We start from the raw sequence: 26,045 nt of genomic DNA, 5'->3' as shown, positions 1-26,045 counted from the left end.
CCGCCGAGAGATGCTCACGAGTCATGGGCCTTACCCTTTCCACACCCCGATTTGAGCTGTGTCCTCCAGACCTAACAGGCTTGGCGAGTTGTTGCGAGACCTCAACCCTACGTGTCAGGGTTGCCTGAAGCCAGCAGTTGATAGCAAGTTCGGCGTTTGACGTAGGGCGAGAATCAGGAATCATCACCATGCTCAGCCCGTCTGTGACCTGAGTGCTCGACGATAGTTTGGGCTGCTGGGTCGCCTCTGGTGACAGCGCGAAATCCTGCGCCATCACACCGGAATCGTAGGCCCGACAAAGGAACGACGAGAGCCCGCCCCCTCCAGGGCGAGCGCTCGTCGTTATGCCGTGCTGACCGCGCCCCATTCTGTCACCGTGACGATCCCCCCACAGATGAGGAAGACCATCACGATCAGCAGGGTGAGCGTCGCGAGGATACCGAGCTTGAGTCGCTTACGGCTCACGGCAAAGCGGATGACCACCATCGCCGCGTACAGCGCCACCACGATAACGAGTCCCGTCGTCGCGACCCCGGCTGGGCTGAGCCACTGCATAGCGAAGAGCAGGGCGCCGCAGAGGAGCGTGAGAGCGCCGCCCACCACAAGCCAGATAGCGCCCGTCGAGGTAGTCAGCGGTCGTTGATCGAATACTCGCTGTGACTCTGACACGATCGACACCCTCTCGTCTCGTCTTGCGCGTTATCCACGTTGCCACTCGCGAGAAGAAAGCGCCAGAGCCGAGAACGCATCCGCTCCATCTGCGCCCGTTCAAGTGCCACCCGGTTCTGGAGTAGTGCCCCGAACTGGGTCCAATCCAAAAAATAATAATTTGAATTTTCAACCCGGTTTGCCGTTGGCGTCACCGATGGTCCCAATCGACACCACGAGGCCCTCGTGGGCCACGGTCCCACGTGGCTTACGTCCGCGCACGAGGCCGTTCATACCCTCGAGGCGCATCAGCCGGTCGACCGAGACGGCGTCAAAAAGGGTGCGTTTGGGCGACAGCGCAGGTCGTCGAGGCACGAAGACCCAAGAAGTAACCAGGACACCCTGCGCGCGCAGGACCTCGCAGGTCACCTCGACTCCGTGGCCGTCGACTTTCATCCGAAAGATGAAAGCGACTATGGACGGTTTCGAGGATCAAGCTCCCCGTGCACGCCGCTCCCGGTTCGACCCGACAACGCCCGTTGCCCCCGGGCGGTGTCGTGTGCGGCCAACAACACCAGGTCGCGATTGCTGGATCGTTCGAGTGCTGCCGGGTCGAAGATCGCAGCAGGGCGGCCGAGCAGGTAGCCCTGCACCAGCGCGCAGCCCGATTCGGAGAGGGTGTCGAGCTGGTCAACGGTCTCCACGCCCTCGGCCACGACTTCGATATCGAGCTTCTGCGCAAGCGCGAGGATCCCCTGCACGAGGGCGACGGAGGACCGGGCAGGAATATCCATGATGAAGGTGCGATCGATCTTGATCTGATCGACCGGCAGGGAATTGAGCCACGCGAGCGTGGAAAACCCGGTTCCGAAATCATCGAGTGAGATCCGGATGCCGAGCTGGCGGAGCTCGGTGAGTCGTTCGACGACGCCGGGCAGGTCGATCAGTGCACGGCTCTCGACGACCTCGAGAATGAGGCGTCGGGGCGAGAGATGGTTTCTGGTGAGGGCGGCGCGCACCGTCGGCAGCAGCCGGGGGTCGACCAGCGTCGCGCTTGCGAGGTTGACGGCGACGTGCAACGGCTCGTCACCCGGTTGCGCCCAGCCTGCCAGCGCCGCGCACGCGTTCTCCATCGCCCACAGGTCCAGTTTGGTGATCATGCCGGTCTCTTCCGCGAGCGGAAGGAATGCGGCCGGCGCCAATAACCCCAGGCGCGGATGATTCCAGCGAATGAGTCCCTCGGCACCCACAACCCTGATGCCACCGGCGGCGGAAATATTGAGGACCGGCTGGAAGTGCAGGCGCATTTCGTTCCGGTCGATGGCGACCGAGAGCTCCGTCTCAAGCGACGGCTGTGACGAGGCGGATGCCGTTTCGCCGGAGACGGCGATCTGGTTGCGACCCGTCCTCTTCGCCTCGTACATCGCCGTGTCAGCCGAGGCGAGGAGCCGTTCACCGCGCCCGCCCTCACCCGTGTAGATGGCCACACCCACGCTCGTGGAGATACGCAGGTCCTGGCCGGCGAGATGAAAGGGCACATTGAGGCTGTCGACGATGCGTCCGGCCATTTCGAGCGCCGTCGACTGGCATGGCACATCGGTGGCGAGCACCGCGAATTCGTCCCCGCCGAGGCGGCCGATGGTATCCCCCGGGCGAACCTCGGAACGGAGGCGCGCGGCGACCTGGCGGAGCAGTTCGTCCCCAGCGCCGTGCCCGAGGTCGTCGTTGACCTTCTTGAAGTTGTCGAGGTCGCAGAACATCACCACGGTGCCCGTGCCGGCATGTGCCCGGTTCTCGCCGAGCGCCTGGTCCAGCCGCTCGGCGAACAGCACCCGGTTGGGTAAGCCGGTGAGAGAGTCGTGCAGGGACTGGTGCCGCACGGTTGCGAGCAATCTGGCATTTTGCAAGGCCGTTGCGCCCTGGCTGCTCACCCCGGCCATCCGGGTCAAGGCCGCCCGATGCACCTCTGGTGTGAGGTGACCCCGCCAAACGGCGGCCGCGATCCCCATCAGGAGATCGCCATCGAGCAATGGGACCACGACAACATTCGGGGCCCGAGTGGCGCCAAGTAACTGTACAAGGAGCGGGCTGGCCTCGTCCGCCCTGATGAGGACCGGTTCGTGGTTGGTCAGGAGTCCGATCAGCTCGGGAGTCGTCGAGGCCGGGATCGGCGTGGCGAGCAGCACCTGACGCTCATCCGGCTCAAAGCCGTCGCAGGCGACTGCCTGGAGCGACGCGAGGCCGGCGTCCCAGAGCAGGACCGCCGCGGCATCGCACTCGACGATAGTCGGCAGGGCGGCCGCAATGATGTCCGCAACGCCGCTCGTGCTGCCGGCGGTGGCCAGTTCGTTAGCCAGCGCGAGCAGCGCCGTCGAGCGGCTCTCTTCCCGGCGGCTGTCCTCGAGCGCAGTGAAGAGGTCCAGGGCTGCCGCCGCGTGGCTGGCGTAGGCCTCGAGCAGCGCCCGGTCCGCGTCCATGGGACGCTGCCCCCGCGGGTACAGGGCCGCGAGGCGCCCGTGAACCTGGCGAGTCGACGCCACGTCGACGACAACGGCGGAACTGCCGAGGCTGTCGCCCTCGAGCAGCCGCGGCGCGAGTTCCGCGGCTCGCTCATCGGTGAGACCCAAAAAATGCACGAGCGGCGCCCCGCCGTGAGTCGGCTTAACGACAAAGAGGTAGGACGGCGCGAGGACCGCTGCTGCCGCGCGACCCACGATTCTGGCGAGCACCTCGCCGATATCGTCGCTGCTGACGAGGTCCGCCTCAGCCAGCTGTATCCGCTGGACCTGTTCACGCAAGGCCGCGAATCCACGATCGGCCGCGCGCCTACCGCTGCGCCATGACCACCAGTGCAGTCGCCGGGACCACGTGAGGCGGTATACACAGGCCGGATTTCCATCCGACTGGCACTCGGCTTGAACGATATGCGCCGATTCCAGCCCGAAGATACGTGGCACGGCAGAGAACAGGCCCTGCGCATACTCGCAATCCAGCCTGGACGGAGCGTATCCGTCGTGGAGATGAAAGCTGAGCGTCGCATCCGTGGGACCGATGGTGACGAGCGCGAGCGAAGACGTCGTGCTGAATTTCGGGACCATCCTCGGGAGCTGGTAGTACACGGCGCGGGGTGATGCGAAAGCGCTCAGAAGTTGCGCAATAGCCGGATGGAACCTGTCCGCAGCGGCAGATTCGCCAATTTTGAACATTGTCCCCGGGCCGAGGGCATCCGTCACGGCCTCAAAAAGCCGGATGCGGGTGTCGTAGCCGATCCACATGGCTTCCTCTAACTCCTCGACCGACTGGGTGATCCCGGCCGCCGCGAGTACGTCAGCGACCGCTTGGACGCCACCGCGCTCACGGACGAAGCGCAGTACCAGCATCACCGTCGCGCTGGACGTCTCACGCGCTTCCGCAAGCATTGCAACCCCCATGTTGGTGACTATCGGCATCCCCGCCCGCGAGGTAACGAGCTAGTTTCGAGTTTCTTAAAGTGCGACCGCAAGATGGAACGAGTGAGGCAGGGAGAATCTCATTGCAGTTCTTGCCTTCCGCGCTGTACTTGATTCAGTATTTCATGGTCTCGGCGTCATCGTGGTGGTGATTGAAGGCAACGACCGAGATGTCGGCGCGGGAATCGCGCCGTACATGGCCGCCCAACCGGACTGGTTGTGGAGACTCACCTCCGCGGTGGTATGAGTCATCGGTGGCTGGCTGTTTGATAACAGTCCTCCTATTTCTTCCTTGCTGAGTGGGCCCCGTCTTTTTGCCAAGGCGATGCCGCCACGTTGACGTTCGCGGATCAGCGATCGCTCGAACTCAGCACATGCTCCCATGACGTTCAGGAGCAGGGTCGCCATCGGGTTGTCGTCTCCCGTGAAGGAGGGCTGCTCTTTCACGAATGCGACCCGGACCTTCTTGGAGGTGAGCGGCGCACGATCGAACGGAGGTCGTCGAGATTGCGAGCAAGGCGGTCCATTGAGTGCACGAAAACGGTGTCGACGTCTCTGGCGAACTTGATCATCTCGTCCAGCTCGGGTCGGTTTTTATCTTTGTCTGACGCCTCTTCCTCGAACACCCGGTCGACGTCGATGCCATCAAGCTGGCGGGTGGTGTTCTGATCGAGGGTGCTGACTCGTACGTATCCAACTCGTTGACCCGTCACGGGGCTCTCCTGCCTGTTACGTCAGGTTGGATTAAAAAAAGACGGCTCGGGCTTTCTACCAATAAAAAATGACCCTATCTTGACAGTTCCAAATGCTGCCTCTTGACGTCCAGTTGGGGTGTACCCACCAGACACCCCTGTGGAAAACGACCAGTGTCGACTCCATGTTCACCAGATTCGACTCCCCCATCACTGTGATCACCCCGAGGGTGTGCGCCTGACGGGTCAGGCCGAGCGGGGGACGGTTTTCATGATGCCAGTCGGGTTGGCGAGCCGGGCACCGCTACACCCGCTGATCGCGGGATGTTGGTCGGCATCAGCTGGGCTGACCCCGGCCAGAGCGCAGGTACTGCCAGTGCCGGAAGCGAGGCGAGTACGAGTGCGTCGGTGCCGGCGATGGCAAGGAGTAGGCCCGTCGGGCTGGCCGCGCAGAATGCCATGTTGCACCGGGAGGTGCCCGCTCACGCCGGCTCGGCGGCCGGTGTCGACTTTGAGATGAGCGTGAGGCGCGGCATCGATCGCCCCGCCGGCATCGACGATTACATCGTCGCAGAGCTCGACTGCCATTTGCAGTGAGTCGTGGCCTCCGACGAGTCCAAAGAGGCCATGGCCAACACCTCCCTGGGTCCGGTCAAACGCAAAACGACATCGTCCGTTATATCGACGGGTTTTACAACAGTCGCCGGCGGCAGTCCTCGATCGGGCAGGTCAGCCCCGTGGACTTCGAGATGCAATATTCATCACAGCTGGCGGAAGTTCGAATCGCCGCTTAACCCGTGTCCACGAACCGGGGTCAAGGCCAGACCCACCACGAATTAGACAAGCGCGACCACAAGGCTGGCCTCGAGAACTGCGATGTTCACCGGACGTGGCTCCGCAGTCCGATGCGACTGGTGCAGGCGTCCAAGCACCTCGGGGGCGTTGAACGGAGCCCACGATCACCGCTGTCAGAAAGATCACAACTATGACCGCCAGCACAACGACCAACCGCCAGGCGATGACGAGCACCGCGAACCCACCCGGCCGTCACGCGTAGTGGTAATAACCGTTCGAGTCCCGTTCGACTCAGGTCAGACGCGTTCAGTTCTTACGCTTGCCCTTCTTGATCTTCACCGTCTCCTGTACCCGCCTCCACAAATCGCCGTATGCCTGCGCAGCCGGTGAGCGGTTCGCGTAGACCGCCACGGGCGCCCGCTCGGCGCCCATCCGTTCGATCTGCACCGTGGCGGGAACGACGATGTCGGTCACTACCTTGCGCGTGAGGGGCAACTGCTCGACCGTGTCGCGGTGCGACCTCTTGCGGCGGTCAACCATCGAAAAGAACCCGATGATCGGCGCCTTCGAGACGGATGCGGCCACGAACTCCATCACCTGATCCAGCGACCGCATCGACAGGGGCGACGGCACCAGCGGCACTACGACGACGTCGGCGGAGTACACGGCGTTCTCCGCGACCAGCGAAGAACCTGGCGGGCAGTCGAGGATGACCACATCGTAGTCACGGTGGATCTGCTCGAGGATCTTCGCGATCCGCTGCTCCGACTTCTTCGCGTGGTCGAAGACGAGGTCGAGATCGCGGTAGCTCGCATCCGCCGGCAGCACATCGAGATTGTCATAGGTGGTCGACCGGATCGCGGCTGTCACCCGGCTCTGGCCAGCGACGAGCGAGCCCACTCCACCCTTGATCTTCGGCTTCACCTGCAGCAGGAACGTCGTGGCGCCCTGCGGATCGAGATCCCAGAGCAGAACCCGGAACTCTCTCGCCGCTTCAAACGCTAGGCTCACGGCTGCCGTGGTCTTGCCGACACCTCCTTTGGTGCTGAAGACCGCGACGACTTTCACGCCGGCTTCGACGAATTCAGTGCAGAGATCAATGCGGACTTGTTCAGGCGCGAATACCCGGCGATCCTCTGCGCCTTCGCTTTTTCACGCAACTCGATCAGAGTGGGCGCGGCGGGCCGGGGCGAGGGCAGCGGCGGGGTGAACGGAGACTTCTTCGCCACGGACTTCGCAGCCGATCGGGTCGCGGTAGAGGCTCTCGCGGTTTCCTTGGCAAGTCGACGGGCGGCTTTTTCCTGCTTCGCCGCCAGCTTCTCGGTCTGCTTGGACAATCCTGCCGCCTTCTTGCGCAGCTTCTTGCTCGAATCGCGCACAGCCTTGTGCGCCGCCTGCACCGATTTCTCGGCGAGAGCCAAAGCCTTCTTCGCCTTTTTCTCGGTGGTTTTCTTCTTATCTGTCTTCGTCTGCGCCATCCTGCGCACCTCCAATGGGTCGATTAGATAACCTGGTCATTTCCTCCACCATAGTGATCCCTTGTCATCGATCGCGTGAACACAAGGTGAGCCGCGTCGTCTCGGAGTAAAATCCCGACCATCGAGCCGATCCGCTACCGCGACGGGACAGCCGCGCGGCGTGGTTGAACGAAGGGCATCTATCCAACTGGGAAACTCAGCTGCCCGCGACGTTGCCAATCCAGCTAAGAGGAACCCCTCCGGTCGGCAAGTTCTTACGGTCCTCGCCGAAGGCCGGATTGGCCTTCCCAAATGCTGTTACCGTCGCGTGCTTGCGCAGTGATTGTTTCAGTGCCTGTACTCCGGAAACAGCCAAGAGGACGCTCACCGCAAGCAAAATGATTCCACCCGCCACGAGCCCCAGTGAACCAGCAGAGTTCGCCACTGTCATCAATAGATACACGCCTAACGGAAGCGTCAACCATGCTCCAACGAAAGATAGCGATCCAAAAACCACGAGGACGTTCCCACGTCGAAGACCACGGATTCGGAGATCATCGGCTAAAGCCAGCTCCTGTGCCACTTGTGAAGCTTCCATGAATGTCACCTCATATTCGTCGCGCAGGGGTGAAGCTCTCCGGCGCAGGTGGGAAAGCGTCGGCGCATCGCCAAGATTGATCTATTACTTGTCCCAGTGCCGAGCAAGACCGATAGTGCAACCACATCGGCTAAACGACATGAGAACATCTGAGTTTCTTCTTGTCGACGCTCGTTGAAAAGTAGATTAGTAACGCTCGCGGAAAAGTAGATCACGATGGTTGTCTATTCTGCGGTGATCTCGGCTCTGGCGGACGGCACGGTCGTGATTCGGTTGCCCTGGAGTCGATAGCTGGTGCCTGTGAGCGAAATGGCGTCGGCGTGGGCAACGATGCAGTCGATCACGGCTGCTGCGACAGCGTTTAAGAAACAGTCCCAACAAGCCGAATGAGTCGAGAGGGATTTATCCGAAAAATCAGAATGCGACAAGCGACGTCCGCCACGAGGAGATGACTGCCCGCCAGCGTTCGCAATCCGATTTCCAGCTCATCGTGTGCTCTGCGTCGAAGTCCTCGAGGTTGACGACGTCGGGTCGGGTGACGCCGGCCGGATAGGTGTCCATGCAGGGGGTGTGCCAATCGCGGTCGCGGGATCGGGACGGGCGTCGCCCGGCGGAGACGGTTGTCCTTCCCTCACACCGGCCTTGACCTGGGCGTTGAGCGACTCGATGGAGCCTAGGGCTGCCATACGATGTCGACCGAGATCTCCACAGCCGATGTCGTGCCTGTGTTTTCGAGCCAGTGCGTGGTGTGCCTGTCTTCGGGCCAGCCCGGTCCGGGCCCGTACTCCTCAGCCGCGCCGTTTCGGTGGTCGGTGATCGTTCCCTGCAGGATGCAGACCATGCCCGGCCTACCCACGTGGTCGTGAATCGGGCCGAAGACGCCTCCAGGTTCGATGGTCACCTTGCGCATCCGGAGCTGGCGCCCCGCCATGCCCGCAATCTCGGGGCCGAGGTCGACTGCGGCAAGCAGTTCGATCGAGACGCCTTTCGAGTCCGGTGCCGCCTGTTCGTCGCTCATGGCATAATTCTCTCTCGATAGACCCGGCGTGCAGACGCGGGGAAAACATTTTTCACCTCGAACGCCAAATCGTCTACCGGCCCCACTGTCAACAGCAGACGCCGGCCCCGCCAACGCAGCCACGTCACCAGCTGATATCCCTATCGCGGTCGAAGCTTCTCCAACTGTCGACCGACGTTCTGTCGACCGAGGTTCTGTCAACCGACGTTGGCTGCCTATAGGAATGCGCTGGGTCCTGGCGGGTTTCGGAGTGTTGCGCCGGTCCAAATCAGGGCCGGCGTCAACGGAGGATGTTCATCCCTCGTTCGGGTTGCATTTGCCGCCCGTCCGGGTGTGGACGCGAAGCTGGCGTGGGAGGGGTGCGACTGTCATTCCGCGCCCTTTTTATGAATATCAATGAAAGGTAGTCGCATGTCCAGCACAGATTTTTCCCGGCGTCGGTTCCTGAGCGCTGCAGCGGCCGCAGCGGCCCTGGGGGCCGCCAATTCCCTTCTCCCTCCCTCTGTGCAGGCAGCGATGGCGCAGCCGATTCGGCCCGGCGGGATGAAGGCCATCAAGCACGTCATTGTGCTGATGCAGGAAAACAGGTCCTTCGACCACTACTTCGGATCCCTGCGGGGAGTCCGCGGCTTCGCGGATCAGGCGGCGCTGCGCTTGCCCAGTGGCACATTCGTTTTCGAACAGGCCACGGTCCACGGTGAGGTCCACGGTGAGACCGTATTGCCGTTCTCATTGCGCAAAGCTGCAGAACTGGCCGGTCGCCCGGCCTCGGATATCCAGTATCTGGGCGCGTTGGATCATTCCTGGGCCGGGACGACCGCGGCTTGGGGCAACGGGTGGTACGACAAGTGGATCCCGTCCAAGAGCCCGTCGACCATGACGTACTACGAGCGTGCGGATATCCCGTTGCAGTACGAGCTGGCAGATACCTTCACCATCTGCGATGCCTACCACTGCTCCATCAACGGGTCCACGAACCCGAACCGTAACTATCTCTGGTCCGGAACGGTGGGTAATGAACCTGGTTCCGCGTCCCGCGCCGTCACCAACGCCGCCTATAGCTATGACCATGCCGGCTACGACTGGACCACCTACCCGGAACGGTTGCAGGAGGCCGGGGTGTCCTGGCAGATTTACCAGGATTGGGACAACTTCACCGACAATGCGGTGGAGTACTTTCAGACCTTCAAGAAGATCGGCCACAAGATGCTCGCCGCCGTGGACGGTCACCTGCGCACCACGGAAGAGTTCTACGACAGCCTTGCGGCTCGGACCCCGGCCGAGCAGCAGCGGCTGCTGGGCCAACTCAGCCAGGGCCGTGAGCTACTCAGCGAGGTGGAGAAGTCACTGTTCGACAGGGCAATGTGGCGCGGCAATCCGGATACTCTGTTAGATCGGCTGAGAGCTGATATTGCTGCGAACAAGCTACCCGAGGTCAGCTGGATTGTCCCTTCAGCCGCGGACTCGGAGCATCCCGGAGCCTCTACCCCGGTGGGCAGCGCGAACTTCGTCTACCGGCTGCTCGACACCATCGCCAGCGACCCGGAGACCTGGGCGACGACGGCCATCTTCCTAAACTTTGATGAAAACGATGGCTACTTCGACCATGTCCCACCACCGGTTGCGCCGCGACCGGAGTCTGGCAGTGGCGATGACTGGTTTGGCGGCTCGCCCATCGGCTTGGGCCCACGGGTGCCGATGACCGTCGTCTCACCGTGGACCATTGGCGGCTTCGTCAGCTCAGAAGTCTTCGACCACACGTCCGTGATCCGCTTCCTGGAAAGCTGGACGGGGGTTGAGGAGCCGAATATTTCCGCGTGGCGGCGCACAGTCTGCGGCGATCTGACCAGCGTTTTTGACTTCACCACGGTGGGCACACAACCCCAGGTGGATCACCCGGGCCCGGTTCCCGCCGCTACTTCCCGCTGGCTTCCCACCCCGCCGGCGGCCCAGGCCGCACCCTTCCAGGAATCCGGTAGCCGTCCGGCTCGCCCGTTGCCCTACTGCCCGCAGATTTCCGCCCAGGCACGTCAGGACGGCAGCGTGACGCTGGCACTGAAGAACACCGGTCCGCGCTCCACACACTTCACGCTGTACGGCTATGCGAACGAATATTCCGTGCCGCAGCACTTCGACGTGCAGAAGCGACGGAGCGTTGACGTTCCGGTCAAGAACGGGACGTTCGACCTCGTCGTCTCCGGGCCAAACGGTTTCCAGTACGCGCTATCGGGCACGTCCGCTGGCGCTGCTGTGGGCGTGGACGCCAGCATTACGGAGAACCGGACGACGAGCGACGTGGAACTCGCAGTCAGCAACACCGGATCCGTTGCCATCACGCTGACGCTCACGTCCCTGCAATACGTCAGCCACGCCCAGATCGAGGTCCTGCGGCCCGGACAGCAGAAGAAGCTCCGCTGGCCGGCCCCAAACGGCTGGTACGACGTTGACATCAGCACCACGGAGGACGCGACCTTCCGCCGCCGCCTGACAGGACGGGTCGAGAACGGCGCGGCCGTGCTCTCGGTCCACTCCTGAATCCGTGCCCGAGCTGCTCGGTGATGAAAACATTCGTCACGCGGGGCGTTCGTTCCGCGAGTGTTCACCAGAGGGGCGCGCTTCGGCAACCAGAATGGTGCGCCTCAAACCTATGGTTTGTGACGTTACAAACGAATTCGAATTGAGCGGAGCTCCCGATGTCCTTACGTCATGTCCTGGCCACCCTGGGCCTAATTCCCGCCTTGATGGCGCCTGTCGCGGTGCAGGCGGCCGCAGCCGACGATTCTGGCTTGCGACCCCAGCAGACCCACTTCGATCTGCAGGCCCACCGGGGTGGCATCGGCATGACCACTGAGGAATCGCTGGAGGGGTTCGGCAAGGCCATGCGTCTGGGTGTCACGACGCTGGAGCTGGACACCCAAATCACCAAGGACGAAAAAGTAGTCGTCAGCCACGACCGGCAGATCAGCCCGTCAAAGTGTCGCGACACGGCACCTGTTACGTCCGCCGACCCGATGTACCCGTACGTGGGTAAATTCATCAAAGATCTGACCCTGGCTCAGATCAAGACGATGGATTGTGGCTTCCAGCAGCTGCCCGGCTTTCTCGACCAGGAGCAGATAAAGGGCTTCCGGATGGTCGAGCTGAAAGATGTGTTATATCTGGTCAAGAGCTACCACGCTCAGCAGATAAAGCTCAACATCGAGACGAAGGTCGAGGCCGGTGCTCCCGAGCAGACTGCACCGGTAGGTCTCTTCGTCCGTCGGGTCTTCGAGGAGATCCACGCCTCCGGGATCGAGGACCAGGTCACCATCCAGTCCTTTGCCTGGGGGGCACTGAACGAAATGCACAGCCTCGCGCCGACGTGGCCTCTGGTGGCATTGACCAACCGCGACTTTCTGCAGGTCGGTCAGCCCGGTGCCTCGCCGTGGCTCGGCGGCGTCGACGCAGACACCTACGGCGGCGATCTCGTCACGACGGCTGCCGCCGCGATTCCCGGCGGCCTGACCGCAGTATCACCCAACTATGGGTTCCCCCAGAATGGCAAGGTCGGCGACCCCGGGTTCCAGTTCTACCCCGATCAGCTGATGGTATCTGCGGCACACGCCCGCGGTCTCAAGATCATTCCGTGGACCTGCGATGATCCGGCCACAGTGAAGGAGCTCATGGACCTAGGTGTCGACGGCATCATCACGGACTACCCGAATCGGGTTCGGCAGATCATGGCCGACCGCGGAATGAGACTACCGAAGGCATACGAGCCGCGCTGAGCCTCGATAACCTGACCCGACGAGAAACCGGCCAACGTGATCGAGGGGCGGTGGGGCATGTGGTCGAGACGGTGAAGTTCACCGCACCGGCCGCCGCTTGTGCGAGGTTCCACTGATCACGAGAACCTGAGGAAAACCGATCGTGCGTTGGAGCAAATCGGCTTCAGGTCAGCGGCAGCTTTCGCGCCCTGCGGGCGGGTGCACCTAAACTTGCTCGGTGCAGTTCTCTTTGTGGTTGGCCCTTCTCGGCGCGGGTACCCTGATCAGTTTCACGCCCGGCGCGGGGGCGATCAACACCATGAGCAACGCGATCAATTCGGGGTTTCGGCGCTCCATCTGGGGCATTCTCGGTCAGCAGGCCGCGATTGTCATTCACATCGTGATCGTGGCGCTCGGTGTGGGGCTGCTCGTGGCCAGTTCCCCGCTCGCGTTCAACATCATTCGCTACGCGGGCGCCGCCTACCTCGTGTATCTCGGCATCCGTCAATTTCTCGCCAAACCGGGCCTCGACGCCGAGAGCGTCCACGCGCTTCGTAATGAGCCACGCTGGTCGATGTTTCGACGCGGGCTGTGGGTCAACATGCTCAACCCCAAGGCGATCGTGTTCTTTCTGGCGTTCCTGCCCCAGTTCATTCGGGTCGACCAGCCCATGCTTCCGCAGTATCTGATCGCCGCCGCGACCGTCATCGTTATCGATGTTCTGGTGATGTGGTTCTTCTTCGCCGGAACGGCGCACTCGTTTCAGCGCTTCACCCGCAACGCTCACGGTCAGCGCGTTCTGAACCGAATCTTCGGCGTATTATTCATCGGCGTCGGCGTGCTGCTCGCCGTCATCCACTGAGACCTCGACTCCAAGCCACTTCGGCACCCGGGCTTTCAGAGTCTGGGCAGGTGCCGTTCGTATACCCGGAACATTCACGCGACGCGTAGCGTTGCATCCAATATGTCGGCTCGGGCCGGCATCACAGACCTCGAGGAGAACAATGAATACGGAACGAGCAATTCTGGCCAGCGGCTGCTTCTGGGGAGCCCAGCAACTGTTGCGCAGGCGCCCAGGTATCCTATCGAGCCGGGTCGGTTACTCGGGCGGTGATACCCCGAACGCGACCTACCGTCATCACGGCGACCACGCCGAGGCCGTCGAGATCGACTTCGATCCTGCCGTGATCAGCTACCGCGAAGTACTCGAGTTCTTCTTTCAGATTCACGACCCGTCAACCAAGAACCGGCAGGGCAACGATGTTGGCCGCAGCTACCGTTCCGCCATTTACTACACATCGCCGTCACAGAAGCAGGTGGCTGAAGAGACGATAGCGGATGTCGACGCCTCCGGCATCTGGCCGGGCCCGGCTGTCACCGAGGTTGAGCCGGCCGGTGACTTCTGGGAGGCCGAAGACGACCACCAGGACTATCTGGAGAAGTACCCGAACGGGTACACCTGCCACTTCGTGCGCCCCGCCTGGCAACTGCCGAGCCGAGCGGATGCATCCACTAACTGATCCCGCGGCCACGCCCGATTCACCGTCGTTGATACGGCGTCCCGAGGCGCCGGCGCGGCGGTGCCCAGCCGCTCACCATCATGATCGTCGGACCAACGGTGCCGGATTGGTGCACACTCCGGGAACCTCCGGTCACCGAAATGTGAGCGGGTGGCCAAAAATCGGGTCACATGACCTCAATTCGGTTCACTCGGCCGGGGTGATCAGCCTCACGCCCCGAGGGCCCCAACGCCCTCGCCAAGCAGTGGCAACCGCCGCACGCTCTCGAACTGCCGCACTCCCCCGTCGATCGGGTCGGTGAAGCTCAGTTCGCTGGCCAGAAGCTGCAGGGGTCGCTGGAAATCGTGCACCGGGACATCAAGAACCACGGGGTAGAGCGGGTCGTCGGTGATCGGTATACCCAGGCCCAGCATGTGCATGCGCAACTGGTGGGTGCGGCCGGTGCGCGGTGACAGCCGGTAGCTGCCCTGGTCGCCCTGCTCGGACTCGAGTTCGATCAGCGTCTCGGCGTTGGCCGGGGCGTCGGGCACGACCTCGCCCTGCCACTGGCCAAGCCGCGTGGCGAGGTGGTTCCGCACGGTGACGGGCAGTTCGAGACCGGGCCGAAGCGGGGCCAGCGCCCGATAGGTCTTGCCGACCTCTCCGCGTTGAAACATCGACTGATAGCCCCCGCGCCATCGCCGTTCGGTAGCCAGAATCAGCAGTCCGCTGGTGACGCGGTCGAGCCGGTGCAGCGGAGAGAGTTCGGGCAGCCCGAGCTGGGCGCGCAGGCGCACCACAACGCTCTGCACGACGTGCCGACCGCGCGGAATCGTCGACAGAAACGGCGGCTTGTCGATCACGACGATGCGCTCGTCGCGATAGATCAGGTGGATGGGCCCCGGTACGACAACCTCGTCGGCGAGGTCGCGGTGAAACCAGACGAAGGTGTGCGGTCGGTAGGGGTCGCGGCCGAACACTGGCGCGCCGGTTTCGTAGACAAAACGCGCGTCGCCGAGAAACCCGGGGACGTCCACGGACTCTGACAGCCGTTCGTGGAGCCAGGCACCCATAGTCGGCCACGGCTGCGGCTGCGCGCGCTCGGGAGTGCACACCCACGCAGCGTCGAGCCCGTGTCGCTGTAGGAGAGGAGAATGCGGGGGCACCCTTCGATCGTACGTTGCCTCACCGACAGCGTTGGCAGCCGGTGCAGCGTGTGTGTGAGCAGACCCGAGTGTACGGAGAACTACTGGCGAAGACTGGGTTGGGGTCATCGACTGGGAGAATCGGGTCATGACGACTTTCCCTATTAGTGGCACTGCCGGAGACCTTCTACGACGGGGCAGGCCTCTGGAATGGTTCACGCTGGGCTGGAAAGTGGTCGGGGTGATCGTGCTCGCCACAATCGCGATCACGGCATCGTCCGTGGCCATGGCCGGATTCGCCATCGTCTCTTACGCCGTCCGGGAATCCATCCATATTTTCCACGGGGAGGAGTAGCCGTGTCGGAGTGGTGGCAGGTTGTCCTCAGCGTTATCGCCGGTCTGATCGTGGTCTGGCTGGTGCTTGTTCTTATTCTCTGGCTCGAGCAACGCAAACATCCGGGTCGTGCGTCGCTCGTGGACCTTCTTCGTCTCGCCCCGGACGTGGTCCGCCTGCTGAAGCGGCTCGCCTCAGACCGAGCCGTGCCGATCGGGGTCCGGATCTGGTTGGGCGTGCTGCTGGTGTATCTGATCTCTCCGATCGACCTCATTCCAGACTTCATCCCGGTGCTGGGGTATGCCGATGACGCGTTGGTCGTCGCGAGCGCTCTCCGCTTCGCGACCAGGCGGGCGGGCAGCGACGCCATCACGAAACACTGGCCGGGGACCCCGGCCGGTCTGGCAGCCGTGCTGCGCCTGGCAGGGTTGGCCGCTTCCTGACAGTTCAGTCTTCAGTGTAAAGTCAGTAGATGCTGACTATTGCTTCGCGGGTGCACGTGATGAATCGATTGGGCCGAGCAATGGCCGACCCCACCCGGTCACGGATTCTCCTTGCTCTGCTGGGGGGTCCCGGATATCCGGGCACGCTCGCCCAAGACTTGGAGCTGACTCGGTCGAACGTCTCGAATCACCTGTCGTGCTTGCGCGGTTGCAGGATCGTCGTTGCCATCCCCGAGGGTCGGTCGACCCGGTATGAGATCGCCGACCCTCATCTGACAAAAGCTCTGACCAGCCTGGTTGAGGTCGTCCTCGCCGTCGACGATGGGGCCGCGTGCACCGACGACACCTGCGGCGTGCCGCTGTGCTGCGGGGCCGGCGCATAACCGCGTCGCCAGAGCTGATCGGGTTCGGTCTTGACTCCCTCGTTGAGGTGCTGTCCGCGGCCGCGGTGGCATGGCAATTCTCCGGCCCCGACCCTCAGCCTGGCTGAAAGGGGTGCCGGCCGGAAACTAGGTTCCGCCACGGCCATCGCGGACTCGAAACAAACCCTGATTTACTCCTATCTCTCGGCTGCGCTCCTGATCGGGCTGCTGCTGAACACCCTGCTCGGGTGGACGTGGGCCGACTCTGGTGCAGCGTTGGTGCTCGTCGTCTTCGCCATCCGGGAGGGCCTCGAGGCCTGGCGAGGCGATGCGTGCAAGGCCCCCGTGTCAGCCCTGACCGGCGAGCGGACCGTGGAACACGACGACTGCTGCGGCTGACCAGAAACTTCAAAGGGGCATCTGCTGGTGCTATCTGTGGCTGTGGCTGTGGGCGAGACGGCAGGAGTCGGTGCCGGGCAGCGCCGCCAGGCGCACGCCGGTCGCATTGAAATGGTTCACCGCCTGAGACTGGGTGACCGAACGTCGGATTGGCGCCGCTGGGTGCCAACGATCTACCTCTACCCACAGTTCGAGGGCGTCCCCGCCCCGTCCTAACCAGCCCGCACACGCATCTGCGAGGTCAGCGGATAGTACCGCTCCAGGGATTTCGAGCCGCGATCGCTTTCACAGTCTCACCGCGCGGTGATGGGGCGCTCAATTTAGTCCTTTGGGGGTTGGGTGGAGCAGTGCCGGGCACTCGAGCGTGCCTTGGACAAGCCGGAACGGTGGGTACTCGTCACGCAGCAGAGATGTGCAGGCGAGCACCCGATATATCCCGCGATTGATTCCCATGATCAGGTTGAACAGACCAAAACCGTACACCTTCGTGAACAACAGGAAGAGGGCGACGATGAACACCAGCAGGGCCAGCAGCCCGCCCACGGGTTGACCGTTGCACGCCGCCGACGAACCGCCGGCCAACACCGCCACAATGACCGGGTGCGGCAGGGCGAGCAGCCGCGACGTGACCAAGACCTTCCAGCGGGACAGCCGCTCCGGGTAGCGAACGTCGAATGTCACCGAGAAGGCGTTGCGACCCGGCGCTCACGAGCACCCCCAGGATGAGAAGCAGCATGTGGACGGTACTCATTTTCAGGCGGGGTGACTCCTCTGAAATTGTAGTGGTCATGATGGTGCTCCTTCGGTTCGGTGGTGCGTGGGGGTTGTGAGTTCGGCGTAGCCGGTCTTGCGCCCCCGCATCGTCAGAGCCCCGCCGTGACGGGCGACGGCTTGAAGCCCTTGGCGACCAGAAAGACGCCGAGGGAGAACTCCCAGCTGGCCAGCAACAGCGCGCCGACGCCCGACAGCAACGACGACGGACCCCAGAGCCCGAACAGCGTGCCGACCACCGACGCGATCAGAATCGGCGCCCCGATGAAGCCGAGCACGGGAAGAACCCGCGGAACCAGCCGCGACCGATACATCAGTGAACCGAGCAGCAGGGCGTTCAGCGCGGGGATGAAGCCCTGGCCGAGCACCGTCGTCCAGGTGTTCAGCGCGAGCAGGGCCTTCCCGGTGATGATGGCATCGGCCCCGGCCCCGGCCTGCCGCAGGCTCACAATGGCCATGAGGGCCACGACTCCGGCGAAGACGGTGGCAGCCTCGAGGGTTCGCGCCGCGACGAAGCCGAGCGCGACTCCCTCGTTCCGCCGCCGGACCACCGGGTACAGCGCAACGGCAGTGCCGATACAGCCCAGGGCCACGATGATCTCGAGCACGACAGCGATGATAACGGCGGTGTCGGGGCCGGCACGGATGATGTAGCCGGGGTCGGTGCGCACCGCCGCGTAGAGGCCAAGGGTGGGGATGGAGATGAAGGTGACTCGGTAGCAGATGCCCGCGGCGAGCGCGGACTTTCGCAGCGAGGTCATTCGAGGGCGATAGTTGTGGTTGACACGATGTTCTCCTTCTACGGTTCGTCGATCTGAGTGACCGGCACGAGTGCCAGTCCGGTGTCGCGCAGCTTCTGCAGCACACCGTGCAGCGCGGCCTGATCGTGAATCAGGCCATTAATGAGGGTGGTTCCGTCGCTCTGCGGGGCGAGGGTGAGCTCGTCGAACCAGGCGACCCAGCGCGGGCCGAGGTGCCCCCTGACACAGATCTCGAACCGGTGCGGTTCAGGGCCGGCTCCTGTCACGATGGGCTCCTGTCACGATGGGCTCCTGTCACGATGGGCTCCTTGGTTTCGGTGGTGTTTGAAACCTAGAAGCCGGCATGGTGAGCGGGCACCACCACGTGTGGTGATTATTGTGGTGAACCTAGGCGCTGCAGGGCTTTACGCCGCGTGCGTTACCCGCGCCTGAGCAGGTTGAGCTCAGTGGCCCGGCGCACCGCCGCACGACGGCTGGTGACGCCGAGCTTGGCGTAGATTTTCTTCGTGTGCGTACGAACAGTGTTCAGCGACACGACCAGTTCGCGGGCGATCGCCGGGCCGGTCAGCTCGGTCGCGAGCAGCCGCAGCACGTCCACTTCACGCGGGCTCAACGGCTCGATCAGCCTCTGCCGCTCGGGCGCGCTGCGCCCCCTCTCAGCGGATGCGAGCAGTCGCCTTACAAAGCGCGGCGCCATCCCCTGCTTCGTCGCGGCCCGCAGCAGCGCGACCATCGGCGCACCCTCATCGACGAAGAGCCGCACGTAGCCCTCCGGCTCGGCGAGCTCCAGCGCCCGCCCCAGCGACTCGAGCGCGGCAGTGTGGTGCCCGCGGAGATGCTCGGCGAGCGCCTGCACCACCAGAATCTCGATCACACTCCCCGTCCGCTCCCCCGCGTGGGCTGCTTTTAGCAGCCGCGCCAACAGCGGGATCGCCTTGGTGAGCACGCACTCGTCGCGCCCCGCCGCATACTCAGCCAGCAGCACCCGGGCCAGGGTCAGGTGCTCATACTCGCGCAGGTACGACAGCTCGTCATCAGCGCGCAGTCCTCGCTCCCGCGCCCAGGCCAGCGCCTCGCCCAAGCGACCCGATGCCGCCCACACCCCCGCCCGCACGGCCGCCACCGGCCGCACATTCGGAAAGAAATCACCCACATACACCCGCTCGGCTTCGTCGAGAAGGTCAACTGCGGCATCCGCTTCGCCATCAGCGAGGAGTGTGCGCGCCATGGCGACCCGCCACCGATACGGATTCTGCGGCAACCCGCCCGGCTCGCCGAGCTCGTTACTGACGCGCAGGTGCTCGCGGGCGGCATCGACGTCATCGCGCTCGCGACAGACCTCGGCCAGTCCGACGTGCATGTCGGCTGCCCCGCGCAAAGCAGAGCCGCCGGGCGCTGTCGCAGACGCCAAACCCCGCTGATAGGCAACCTTCGCATCGCCCAACCGGCCCTGTGTCACGCGGATGTCACCCAGCGCGACGGAGCACCCGGCCACGTCCGAGAGGTGCCCGGCCTGCCGCAAATGCTGCACCGCAGCAGCCCACCACTCGTGCGCCACCGCGAGATCGCCGCTGGCCCAGTGGGCCAGCCCCAGCATGCCGGAGGCCGCTCCGCGCTCGGCGAGGTCGTCGGCTCCGACCAGCTCGAGCGCTTGCCGGGAGTACGTGATGGTGGCGGGCGCATCGTCGAGCGCCCACGCCTGTGCGGCCCGATAGATCGCGATTTTGCTGAGGATGCTGCGCTCGGCGGGGTCGGTTCCACCCTGCCCCAGCAGACGCTCGGCAACCTGCAACCGGGCCTCGACGCTCTCGGTTTTGCCGGTCATCAGCAGGGTCCCCGCGTACAGAACGCTCAGCGGGGGTCGGGCGGCGAGCAGGTCGTCGGGCAGGGCCTCGAGCCAGTGCAGCAGGGTGACCTCCTGCCGGAGTGCGCCCAGCGCGGGCACGGCACGTTCGATCAGGTCGGCGGCGCGCTCAAAATGTCCGCCGGCCAGGGCATGGCGGATCGCCTCGTGCGGTTCGCCGTTCTGCTCGTACCATTCGCTCGCCCGCGTATGCAGCTCAGGAATCAACTCGGGCTGCTCATCGAGCAGTCGCGCACGGAGCACGTCACCAAACAGGTGGTGGTAGCGATACCACTGGCGGCGGTCGTCGAGCGCGACCAGAAACAGGTTTGCGCGCTCAAGCGCCTGCAGCCTGGCCCGGCCGCCGCCGTGGCCGGTCACGGCATCGCACAACGGGCCGGTCAGCCGACCCAATATAGAGGTGTGCAGCAGAAAGTTTTGCACCCCATCGGGCTGGCGCTGCAGAACCTCTTCGAGCAGGTAGTCGACGATATAACGGTCGTCGCCGGCAAAACCGGCGATGAACCCGGCGAGGTCGTCGCGGCCCTGCATCGACAGTGCCGCCAGCTGGAGGGCGGCGATCCAGCCTTCGGTGCGGCCGTCAAGCGCGGCCACGTCGGCGTGGGTCAGCGTGAGCCCCATCACCTCGCCGAGGTACTCCTGCGCTTCGATGGCGCTGAAGCGCAGGTCGTCGGCGCGAATCTCGAGAAGCTGACGGCGCACTCGCATCCGTGCCAGGGGAAGGGCCGGGTCGGAGCGGCTCGCGATGACCAGATGTACCTGTGGAGGCAGGTGCTCGACCAGAAAAGCCAGGTCGCGCTGCACGTCAGGCGACTCGATGACGTGAAAGTCGTCGAGCACCAGCACGACCTCGATCGGCAGTGACTGCAGGGCGTTGAGCAACGGAACGACCGCTGGCTCGAGCGCCAGCCCGGTTGCTTTGTTCAACGCGGCAACCAGATACGACCAGAACACAACCGGGTCATTGTCGCTCGCGTCGAGCGTGACCCAGGCCACGGGCCTGGGGTCAGCAGCCAGCCACTCGGTCAGCAGGGTCGTCTTGCCGAACCCCGCCGGAGCCGACACGAGCAGCAGTGTGGCCTCGCCGGCGAGGCGCTCGTTCAGCCGGGTGCGCTCGACCAGGCCGTGTCGCCGCTGGGGCAGGTACAACTTGGTCTCGAGCAACGGGCCTGCCATGACCACCTCACTTCAACCGGCCGGGGTGGTCACAGCGTAGTAGCTTGTCGCTTCGCGCAGCGGATGCCGGGCTATGCTCCCCGTCAGCCCTTGGGGATGCCGTACTCGGCGGCGCTGGCGAATTCGATGCCGACGAATGCTTCGCCACCGACGACGTGGGCGTCGTGGCCCGGCGGAATAGCGTATGAGTCGCCGGCGATGATTGTGGCGGTGGCGCCATCATCGAGCACGGTTTCCAGCGTTCCGGACACGCAGTAGCCCACGTGTTGCAGCTGGCAGGACTCGGTGTGCACGACGGGCTTGATGCATTCGGACCAGGACCAGCCGGGTTCCATGCGCAGGCGGCCAATCGTCTATTCGCCGAGGTGGTTGACGCCCAGATTGGTCTTCTCGGGTGTGCGGCGTTCGTCGGGGGTGTCAAACGACTTGACGTGCATATGGCTCATGGTGTCAGACATGGGATCCTCCTTGTCGTGGAGGGCCAGCGGATTATGGGTCCGGGCACGTGGCCCAGCAGGCATCGACGGACTCAACGCCCAGAATAGTCGCCCCTCGGGATTCGGTAAGGGGTCGCGACGACTTCTTGCGCGTCATTTCCCGTGATCCGCTCGGCGCACTGAGCTATCGACATAACTTTATTATTCGAGAGCATTCGTCAATTCATCAACTCAGCAGCCTTAAGGCCAGGTGAACAAGAGGCCAATAGACCCGCCGCAGTGCACGATTTTTCGAGCCCACCAAATATGTTCGATATGGAATGTTTTTATGCCCGACGATCGGTGGCCTTCCGACGCCACCTCGTCGCGAAGAGAGGTCACAGTGCGTACACGTAACTCGAGATCAGTAGCGATATCAGCGGTTGTCCTCGGCGCTCTCGCCTTGAGCGGATGCAGCGCCCCCGAGGCGACCTCGTCGAAAGAAGCCCCCGGCACACTGATCGTGTACACGAACTCCAACTCAGATGGCCGTGGTGAATGGATCACAGAGAAAGCCGCTGAAGCGGGTTTTGCCATCGAGATAGTGGGACTCGGCGGAGCCGATCTCGCCAATCGCATTGTCGCGGAGAAGAACAACCCGGTCGGTGACGTTGTTTTCGGCCTCAACAACATGTTCTTCGAGACCCTCAAGGCTGAAGAGACCATCACTGCCTACAAGCCGTCCTGGGCGAGCGAGGTCGATGCCAACGCCGGCGACCCCATGGACGGCGCATTCTGGCCGCTCGTGGAGCAGGCCATCGTGACCGTGTACGACACAAATAAGGTGGCAGCATCCGCTGTGCCCAACGATGTTGCGCAGCTGCACAGCGAGGCCAAATACTCCGGCCGTTACGAGGTCAACCCGAGCCTGGGGCAGGCGACACCGCAACTCGTCCTCTCGGGAATCGTCGCCAACTATGCAAGCCGGAGTGGCGACCTTGGTGTCTCCGACACAGGTTGGAAAGAAGTTGCCGACTACTACGCGAACGGCTCCCCCGCCGTTGAAGGCACCGACCTCTACGCACGAATTGCTCGCGGCGAAGTGGATTATGGTGTGCTCCCGAGCAGCGGCATCACCAGTCGCGATGCTGAATATGGCACAGCGACGGGCATCGTGCCCCAGTCTGATGGCTATGCCTATGTGACCGAACAGATCGCGCTCGTTGCCGGCGGAAAGCGCCCGACGCAGAGTCAAAAATTCATCGACTGGTTCGGAAGTGCCGACGTGCAGGGACAGTTCGCGCAGCAATTCGCTGCCTACCCCGTGAATGAGGGCGCTCGGGCAGCGGCCCTTCCGGCGGTCGTCGAGCTGATCGAATCTCTCCCCCGGCAAGACATCGACTATGCCGCCGTGCGTGAGCACATCGGCGAATGGGTCGAGAAGACCGAACTCGAGTACCTTCCCTAACGAGTCGGCGCAGGCGTCTGCGGGTACACCCGCATACGCCTTTTCGATACCGAGCATCGAACGCGGGGTGATTCCCCGAGGAGCCCCAATGATCAAATACGACAAAATAGAAGTGACGTTCGGCGACCACAAGGCCATCCCCGAGCTCTCGCTCCATGTGGCCGAGGGCGAGTTCTTCACCCTGCTCGGGCCATCCGGCTGCGGCAAGACGACAGCGCTGAGAACCCTCGCCGGCTTCATTGAGCCCACTGGCGGCGAAATCTATATCGACGGCACGGCCTCGACGCGGGTGCCGAGCGAGAAACGCCGCATCGGCATGGTGTTTCAGAACTACGCCTTGTTTCCAAGTATGACTGTCGGGCAGAATATCGCCTTCGGCCTGACGGTTCAAAAGATGAGCAAAGCGGATACGAAACGGCTGGTCACCGAAATTGCCGGCCAAGTGCAGCTGTCGACCGACCAACTCGACAAGAACGTGTCTGAACTCTCCGGTGGGCAGCAACAACGCGTGGCCATTGCCCGTGCGCTGGTTCTCAAGCCGCGCATCCTGCTGCTCGACGAACCGCTCTCGAACCTCGATGCCAAACTCAGGGTTCAACTGCGCGAGCAGCTGAAAGACCTGCAGCGCGACCTCGGCATCACCACGGTATATGTGACCCACGATCAAGAAGAAGCACTCACCATGAGCGATCGCATCGCCGTGTTCAATCGGGGCGTCATTGAGCAGATCGGCACGCCAGCAGACATTTACGATCGCTCCCGCACCGAGTTTGTGTGCACGTTCATCGGTGCGATCAACCGGCTCGCGGCCCACACCGTGCGTGAACTCGTTGGCGGCGGCGCAACAGATCTCGACCCGAACAAGACCAGCTACGTCAGGTTGGAGAAGGTCTCGCTCAGGCCCTCGTCGAATTCGGCGAGCCTGCGCGGGTCGGTGCAGGAACGCGCCTACCACGGTGCCTACAGCACTTACACGCTCCGTTCCGGTGAAAGCACGATCCGGGCGATGGTGATCGAGGATGGTGCCGCTCCCCTGCCCGAGGGATCATCGGTCACGGTGCACATCGACCCGTCGTCGATCCTGCAGTACTGAAACGGAGCAGCTTATGCGCACTTCGCTGCGGACCATGTTCCGCTCACCGCTCGTCATCGTCGTCTCCCTGGCAACACTGTGGTTCATCACCGCCTTTCTGGTGTTTCCCAATGTGAATCTGCTGATGTCCACCTTCTTTCCCAACGGCCAGTTCAGCGGGCGCTCGGTCGAGAAGCTGCTCAGTTCTGAGCGAGCCATGCGCAGCCTGTGGCACAGCTTTCTTCTGGCCTTCACCCTGTCGATCACCGTCAATGTCGTCGGTATCTTCATCGTTCTGGTGACCAAGTATTTTCAGGTGCCTGGGTCCCGGGTGCTGTGGCTGGGCTATGCGACAACGCTCATCTACGGTGGAATCGTGCTCGCTGCCGGGTACAACTTCATCTACGGTCGCTATGGCTTCATCACCAGCGCCGTTCGCAACTGGTTTCCCGACGTTGATCCGAACTGGTTTTCAGGATTCTTCGCCGTCGTCATCGTGATGACCTTCGCCACGACGACCAACCACATGCTCTTTCTCTCGTCGGCGTTGGCCAAGCTCGACTATCAGACCATTGAGGCGGCCCGAATCATGGGGGCCTCGACGTGGAAGATTCTCTGGCGCATTGTGCTGCCGGCGCTTCGTCCGATGATCTTCGCGGTCACGGTCCTGACCTTTCTCACCGGGTTGGGCGCACTGACCGCACCGCTCGTGCTCGGCGGCACTCAGTTTCAAACGATTGCACCGATGATTTTGAGCTTTTCGCGCAGCTCAAGCTCCCAGGATCTTGCGGCCCTGCTCGCAATCATTCTCGGGCTGGCGACCATCATCATTCTCGCCACCATGAACCGGCTCGAGAAGTCTGGCGTGTACTTTTCAGTGGCGAAAGTCGCGACGCCGCTGCAGAAGCAGCGCATCCAGAGCCGATGGGGCAGAGTCGGGGTGAACGTCGCAGCCTGGCTGCTCTTCATCGTCTATTCGACGCCCGTACTCCTCATCATTGTGTTCTCCTTCGTTGAGTCAGCGAGCATAGTCACCGGCACCATCACGTGGGATTCGTTCACATTGCAGAACTACGCGACCGTTCTGGGCACCCCCGCTGTGCTGCGCCCGTTTCTGGTGAGCGTCGTGTACAGCGCTCTGGCCTCGGTCATTGTTGTGGGAGGCCTGCTGTTCGTGGCCCGGATTCTGCAGAAGTATCGAAACCCGTTCACGTCACTGCTCGAGTACCTGTTGCATATTCCGTGGATTCTGCCAACAATTCTGATCGCCCTGGCTTTGGTCATGACGTTCGATCGCCCGGCGCCGGTCGTGGGCGGGCAGGTGCTCACGGGAACGGCTCTGCTCCTACTGATCGCCTACATCATTGTCAAAGTGCCGTTCACGCTGAGGCTTCTGAAGGCCGGTTTCGCCTCGATCCCTGACTCGTTGGAGGATGCCGCGCGCATTTTGGGAGCAAAGTCTCTCTTCACCTTTCGGCGCGTGCTGGTTCCTCTGGTTCTTCCCGCTGCTGCTGCGGTGACCGCGCTGAACTTCAATAGCCTGCTCGACGACTACGACGCGGCCGTCTTCTTGTACCACCCACTGTACGAGCCGCTGGGCATCGCCATCAAGGCGAGCACCGAGGGAGAGAACAACCTCGATTCGATGTCGATCACCTTCGTCTACACCGTGCTCTTGATGCTGATCATGAGCCTGACCATGTATCTGGTCTACGGGCGTTCAGCGGGTAACGGAAGGCAGTCGGGCCAGCGTTTCGGCAGCCCGCTGGGCGCGCCCAAACGACGGTTCTGGCACGCCGGGCGCTGACGTTATCGTGCCGAGATCGTTGGCGGCACGGCATCCGCTGCTTTTGGGCTCATTATTCTGGTGGCAGAACAGCTCTGGGTTCGTGCACGTGGTGTGCGCTACGCGCCGTTGAACCGAATGACGGT

General features: G+C 63.1%; 27 protein-coding genes and 1 pseudogene. 13 read left to right on the top strand and 15 right to left on the bottom strand.

Going from position 1 to position 26,045, the window contains the following annotated elements:
• Positions 1-342 precede the first annotated feature (342 nt).
• The 4 genes and pseudogenes from IWX77_RS14895 to IWX77_RS14880 all read right to left on the bottom strand — a co-directional run.
• The gene (locus IWX77_RS14895) at positions 343-669 is read right to left on the bottom strand and encodes a hypothetical protein (RefSeq protein ID WP_196845319.1); all 327 of its coding nucleotides are present in this window, start codon (positions 667-669) and stop codon (positions 343-345) included.
• 168 nt (positions 670-837) lie between these two features.
• A complete protein-coding gene (locus IWX77_RS14890; protein ID WP_196845318.1) occupies positions 838-1,104 on the bottom strand; it encodes a hypothetical protein in 267 nt (88 codons plus the stop codon).
• Positions 1,105-1,121: 17 nt separating this feature from the next.
• Entirely contained in the window at positions 1,122-4,067 is a 2,946-nt protein-coding gene (locus tag IWX77_RS14885; RefSeq protein ID WP_196845317.1) for a putative bifunctional diguanylate cyclase/phosphodiesterase, read from the bottom strand.
• A gap of 333 nt (positions 4,068-4,400) precedes the next feature.
• A pseudogene (locus tag IWX77_RS14880) lies at positions 4,401-4,810 on the bottom strand (recombinase family protein); the annotation flags it as partial.
• A gap of 396 nt (positions 4,811-5,206) precedes the next feature.
• Here IWX77_RS14880 and IWX77_RS14875 point away from each other — a divergent pair.
• Positions 5,207-5,386 carry a hypothetical protein gene (locus IWX77_RS14875; protein WP_196845316.1) on the top strand — a complete coding sequence of 60 codons (180 nt, stop codon included), beginning with the start codon at positions 5,207-5,209 and terminating at the stop codon, positions 5,384-5,386.
• Positions 5,383-5,583: an IS3 family transposase gene (locus tag IWX77_RS17485; RefSeq protein WP_366145583.1), complete on the top strand. Its 201-nt coding sequence runs from the start codon at positions 5,383-5,385 to the stop codon at positions 5,581-5,583. Before IWX77_RS14875 ends, IWX77_RS17485 begins: the two co-directional genes overlap by 4 nt.
• A gap of 307 nt (positions 5,584-5,890) precedes the next feature.
• Here IWX77_RS17485 and IWX77_RS14870 read toward each other — a convergent pair whose 3' ends face one another.
• The 5 genes from IWX77_RS14870 to IWX77_RS14850 all read right to left on the bottom strand — a co-directional run bounded on the left by IWX77_RS14870 (position 5,891) and on the right by IWX77_RS14850 (position 8,657).
• Positions 5,891-6,652, bottom strand: a complete 762-nt coding sequence (locus IWX77_RS14870; RefSeq protein WP_196845315.1) for a ParA family protein — start codon at positions 6,650-6,652, stop codon at positions 5,891-5,893.
• Positions 6,649-7,062, bottom strand: coding sequence for a hypothetical protein (locus IWX77_RS14865; protein WP_196845314.1), 414 nt, complete (start codon positions 7,060-7,062; stop codon positions 6,649-6,651). The genes IWX77_RS14870 and IWX77_RS14865 overlap by 4 nt, the downstream gene beginning before the upstream one ends.
• A gap of 196 nt (positions 7,063-7,258) precedes the next feature.
• Positions 7,259-7,639 carry a hypothetical protein gene (locus tag IWX77_RS14860; RefSeq protein WP_196845313.1) on the bottom strand — a complete coding sequence of 127 codons (381 nt, stop codon included), beginning with the start codon at positions 7,637-7,639 and terminating at the stop codon, positions 7,259-7,261.
• 414 nt (positions 7,640-8,053) lie between these two features.
• A complete protein-coding gene (locus tag IWX77_RS14855; protein WP_196845311.1) occupies positions 8,054-8,200 on the bottom strand; it encodes a hypothetical protein in 147 nt (48 codons plus the stop codon).
• 112 nt (positions 8,201-8,312) lie between these two features.
• Entirely contained in the window at positions 8,313-8,657 is a 345-nt protein-coding gene (locus IWX77_RS14850) for a cupin domain-containing protein (protein ID WP_196845309.1), read from the bottom strand.
• A 411-nt stretch (positions 8,658-9,068) separates the two neighbouring features.
• Between IWX77_RS14850 and IWX77_RS14845 the strand changes: the two genes are divergently transcribed.
• The 4 genes from IWX77_RS14845 (at position 9,069) to msrA (ending at position 13,923) form a co-directional block, all read left to right on the top strand.
• Positions 9,069-11,192 (top strand): phosphocholine-specific phospholipase C, encoded by a 2,124-nt coding sequence (locus IWX77_RS14845; protein WP_196845307.1) that lies wholly within the window; start codon positions 9,069-9,071, stop codon positions 11,190-11,192.
• Positions 11,193-11,350: 158 nt separating this feature from the next.
• Complete coding sequence (locus IWX77_RS14840; protein WP_196845305.1) at positions 11,351-12,424, top strand: glycerophosphodiester phosphodiesterase family protein; 1,074 nt, start codon at positions 11,351-11,353, stop codon at positions 12,422-12,424.
• A 217-nt stretch (positions 12,425-12,641) separates the two neighbouring features.
• Entirely contained in the window at positions 12,642-13,265 is a 624-nt protein-coding gene (locus IWX77_RS14835) for a LysE family transporter (RefSeq protein WP_196845303.1), read from the top strand.
• 142 nt (positions 13,266-13,407) lie between these two features.
• Positions 13,408-13,923, top strand: coding sequence for a peptide-methionine (S)-S-oxide reductase MsrA (gene msrA, locus IWX77_RS14830; RefSeq protein ID WP_196845301.1), 516 nt, complete (start codon positions 13,408-13,410; stop codon positions 13,921-13,923).
• A gap of 209 nt (positions 13,924-14,132) precedes the next feature.
• Here msrA and IWX77_RS14825 read toward each other — a convergent pair whose 3' ends face one another.
• Positions 14,133-14,939: a pseudouridine synthase gene (locus IWX77_RS14825; RefSeq protein ID WP_297412862.1), complete on the bottom strand. Its 807-nt coding sequence runs from the start codon at positions 14,937-14,939 to the stop codon at positions 14,133-14,135.
• A 256-nt stretch (positions 14,940-15,195) separates the two neighbouring features.
• On the opposite strand from IWX77_RS14825, the gene IWX77_RS17240 reads away from it, so the two are divergent.
• From IWX77_RS17240 to IWX77_RS14810, 4 genes are read left to right on the top strand one after another with little or no spacing between them, the layout of a single operon-like run.
• Positions 15,196-15,402 carry a hypothetical protein gene (locus tag IWX77_RS17240; protein ID WP_297412864.1) on the top strand — a complete coding sequence of 69 codons (207 nt, stop codon included), beginning with the start codon at positions 15,196-15,198 and terminating at the stop codon, positions 15,400-15,402.
• Positions 15,403-15,404: 2 nt separating this feature from the next.
• Entirely contained in the window at positions 15,405-15,824 is a 420-nt protein-coding gene (locus IWX77_RS14820) for a YkvA family protein (protein ID WP_297412865.1), read from the top strand.
• 29 nt (positions 15,825-15,853) lie between these two features.
• The gene (cmtR, locus tag IWX77_RS14815; protein ID WP_196845296.1) at positions 15,854-16,207 is read left to right on the top strand and encodes a Cd(II)/Pb(II)-sensing metalloregulatory transcriptional regulator CmtR; all 354 of its coding nucleotides are present in this window, start codon (positions 15,854-15,856) and stop codon (positions 16,205-16,207) included.
• A 30-nt stretch (positions 16,208-16,237) separates the two neighbouring features.
• Complete coding sequence (locus IWX77_RS14810) at positions 16,238-16,585, top strand: hypothetical protein (RefSeq protein ID WP_442784483.1); 348 nt, start codon at positions 16,238-16,240, stop codon at positions 16,583-16,585.
• Between the two features lie 315 nt (positions 16,586-16,900).
• On the opposite strand, the gene IWX77_RS14805 is transcribed toward IWX77_RS14810, so the two are convergent.
• The 5 genes from IWX77_RS14805 to IWX77_RS14785 all read right to left on the bottom strand — a co-directional run bounded on the left by IWX77_RS14805 (position 16,901) and on the right by IWX77_RS14785 (position 21,492).
• Entirely contained in the window at positions 16,901-17,266 is a 366-nt protein-coding gene (locus IWX77_RS14805; RefSeq protein ID WP_196845294.1) for a hypothetical protein, read from the bottom strand.
• Between the two features lie 182 nt (positions 17,267-17,448).
• The gene (locus IWX77_RS14800; protein ID WP_196845293.1) at positions 17,449-18,117 is read right to left on the bottom strand and encodes a DUF4386 domain-containing protein; all 669 of its coding nucleotides are present in this window, start codon (positions 18,115-18,117) and stop codon (positions 17,449-17,451) included.
• A 38-nt stretch (positions 18,118-18,155) separates the two neighbouring features.
• The gene (locus IWX77_RS14795) at positions 18,156-18,383 is read right to left on the bottom strand and encodes a hypothetical protein (protein WP_196845291.1); all 228 of its coding nucleotides are present in this window, start codon (positions 18,381-18,383) and stop codon (positions 18,156-18,158) included.
• Positions 18,384-18,535: 152 nt separating this feature from the next.
• A complete protein-coding gene (locus IWX77_RS14790) occupies positions 18,536-21,157 on the bottom strand; it encodes a LuxR C-terminal-related transcriptional regulator (RefSeq protein WP_196845289.1) in 2,622 nt (873 codons plus the stop codon).
• Between the two features lie 83 nt (positions 21,158-21,240).
• The gene (locus IWX77_RS14785) at positions 21,241-21,492 is read right to left on the bottom strand and encodes a hypothetical protein (protein ID WP_327012229.1); all 252 of its coding nucleotides are present in this window, start codon (positions 21,490-21,492) and stop codon (positions 21,241-21,243) included.
• A 544-nt stretch (positions 21,493-22,036) separates the two neighbouring features.
• On the opposite strand from IWX77_RS14785, the gene IWX77_RS14780 reads away from it, so the two are divergent.
• From IWX77_RS14780 to IWX77_RS14770, 3 genes are all read left to right on the top strand, one after another.
• Complete coding sequence (locus IWX77_RS14780; protein ID WP_297412867.1) at positions 22,037-23,041, top strand: extracellular solute-binding protein; 1,005 nt, start codon at positions 22,037-22,039, stop codon at positions 23,039-23,041.
• An 88-nt stretch (positions 23,042-23,129) separates the two neighbouring features.
• A complete protein-coding gene (locus tag IWX77_RS14775; RefSeq protein WP_196845287.1) occupies positions 23,130-24,134 on the top strand; it encodes an ABC transporter ATP-binding protein in 1,005 nt (334 codons plus the stop codon).
• Positions 24,135-24,147: 13 nt separating this feature from the next.
• Positions 24,148-25,920: an ABC transporter permease gene (locus IWX77_RS14770; RefSeq protein WP_196845286.1), complete on the top strand. Its 1,773-nt coding sequence runs from the start codon at positions 24,148-24,150 to the stop codon at positions 25,918-25,920.
• Positions 25,921-26,045 lie beyond the last annotated feature (125 nt).

This window comes from Cryobacterium sp. CAN_C2 (assembly GCF_015751745.1).
Lineage (GTDB): Bacteria > Actinomycetota > Actinomycetes > Actinomycetales > Microbacteriaceae > Cryobacterium.
Note: the sequence above shows the minus strand (reverse complement) of the source record. Positions and strands in the feature narration are given on the sequence as shown.

Coding starts and splice junctions, on each gene's coding strand:
- IWX77_RS14885 (WP_196845317.1), bottom strand. CDS start 4,067: ATGCTTGCGGAAGCGCGTGAGACGTCCAGCGCGACGGTGATGCTGGTA.
- IWX77_RS14800 (WP_196845293.1), bottom strand. CDS start 18,117: ATGACCTCGCTGCGAAAGTCCGCGCTCGCCGCGGGCATCTGCTACCGA.
- IWX77_RS14875 (WP_196845316.1), top strand. CDS start 5,207: ATGGCAAGGAGTAGGCCCGTCGGGCTGGCCGCGCAGAATGCCATGTTG.
- cmtR (WP_196845296.1), top strand. CDS start 15,854: ATGCTGACTATTGCTTCGCGGGTGCACGTGATGAATCGATTGGGCCGA.
- IWX77_RS14845 (WP_196845307.1), top strand. CDS start 9,069: ATGTCCAGCACAGATTTTTCCCGGCGTCGGTTCCTGAGCGCTGCAGCG.
- IWX77_RS14865 (WP_196845314.1), bottom strand. CDS start 7,062: ATGGCGCAGACGAAGACAGATAAGAAGAAAACCACCGAGAAAAAGGCG.
- IWX77_RS14785 (WP_327012229.1), bottom strand. CDS start 21,492: ATGGAACCCGGCTGGTCCTGGTCCGAATGCATCAAGCCCGTCGTGCAC.
- IWX77_RS14790 (WP_196845289.1), bottom strand. CDS start 21,157: ATGGCAGGCCCGTTGCTCGAGACCAAGTTGTACCTGCCCCAGCGGCGA.
- IWX77_RS14850 (WP_196845309.1), bottom strand. CDS start 8,657: ATGAGCGACGAACAGGCGGCACCGGACTCGAAAGGCGTCTCGATCGAA.
- IWX77_RS14860 (WP_196845313.1), bottom strand. CDS start 7,639: ATGGAAGCTTCACAAGTGGCACAGGAGCTGGCTTTAGCCGATGATCTC.
- IWX77_RS14775 (WP_196845287.1), top strand. CDS start 23,130: ATGATCAAATACGACAAAATAGAAGTGACGTTCGGCGACCACAAGGCC.
- IWX77_RS14890 (WP_196845318.1), bottom strand. CDS start 1,104: ATGAAAGTCGACGGCCACGGAGTCGAGGTGACCTGCGAGGTCCTGCGC.
- IWX77_RS17240 (WP_297412864.1), top strand. CDS start 15,196: ATGACGACTTTCCCTATTAGTGGCACTGCCGGAGACCTTCTACGACGG.
- IWX77_RS14855 (WP_196845311.1), bottom strand. CDS start 8,200: ATGGACACCTATCCGGCCGGCGTCACCCGACCCGACGTCGTCAACCTC.
- msrA (WP_196845301.1), top strand. CDS start 13,408: ATGAATACGGAACGAGCAATTCTGGCCAGCGGCTGCTTCTGGGGAGCC.
- IWX77_RS14770 (WP_196845286.1), top strand. CDS start 24,148: ATGCGCACTTCGCTGCGGACCATGTTCCGCTCACCGCTCGTCATCGTC.
- IWX77_RS14840 (WP_196845305.1), top strand. CDS start 11,351: ATGTCCTTACGTCATGTCCTGGCCACCCTGGGCCTAATTCCCGCCTTG.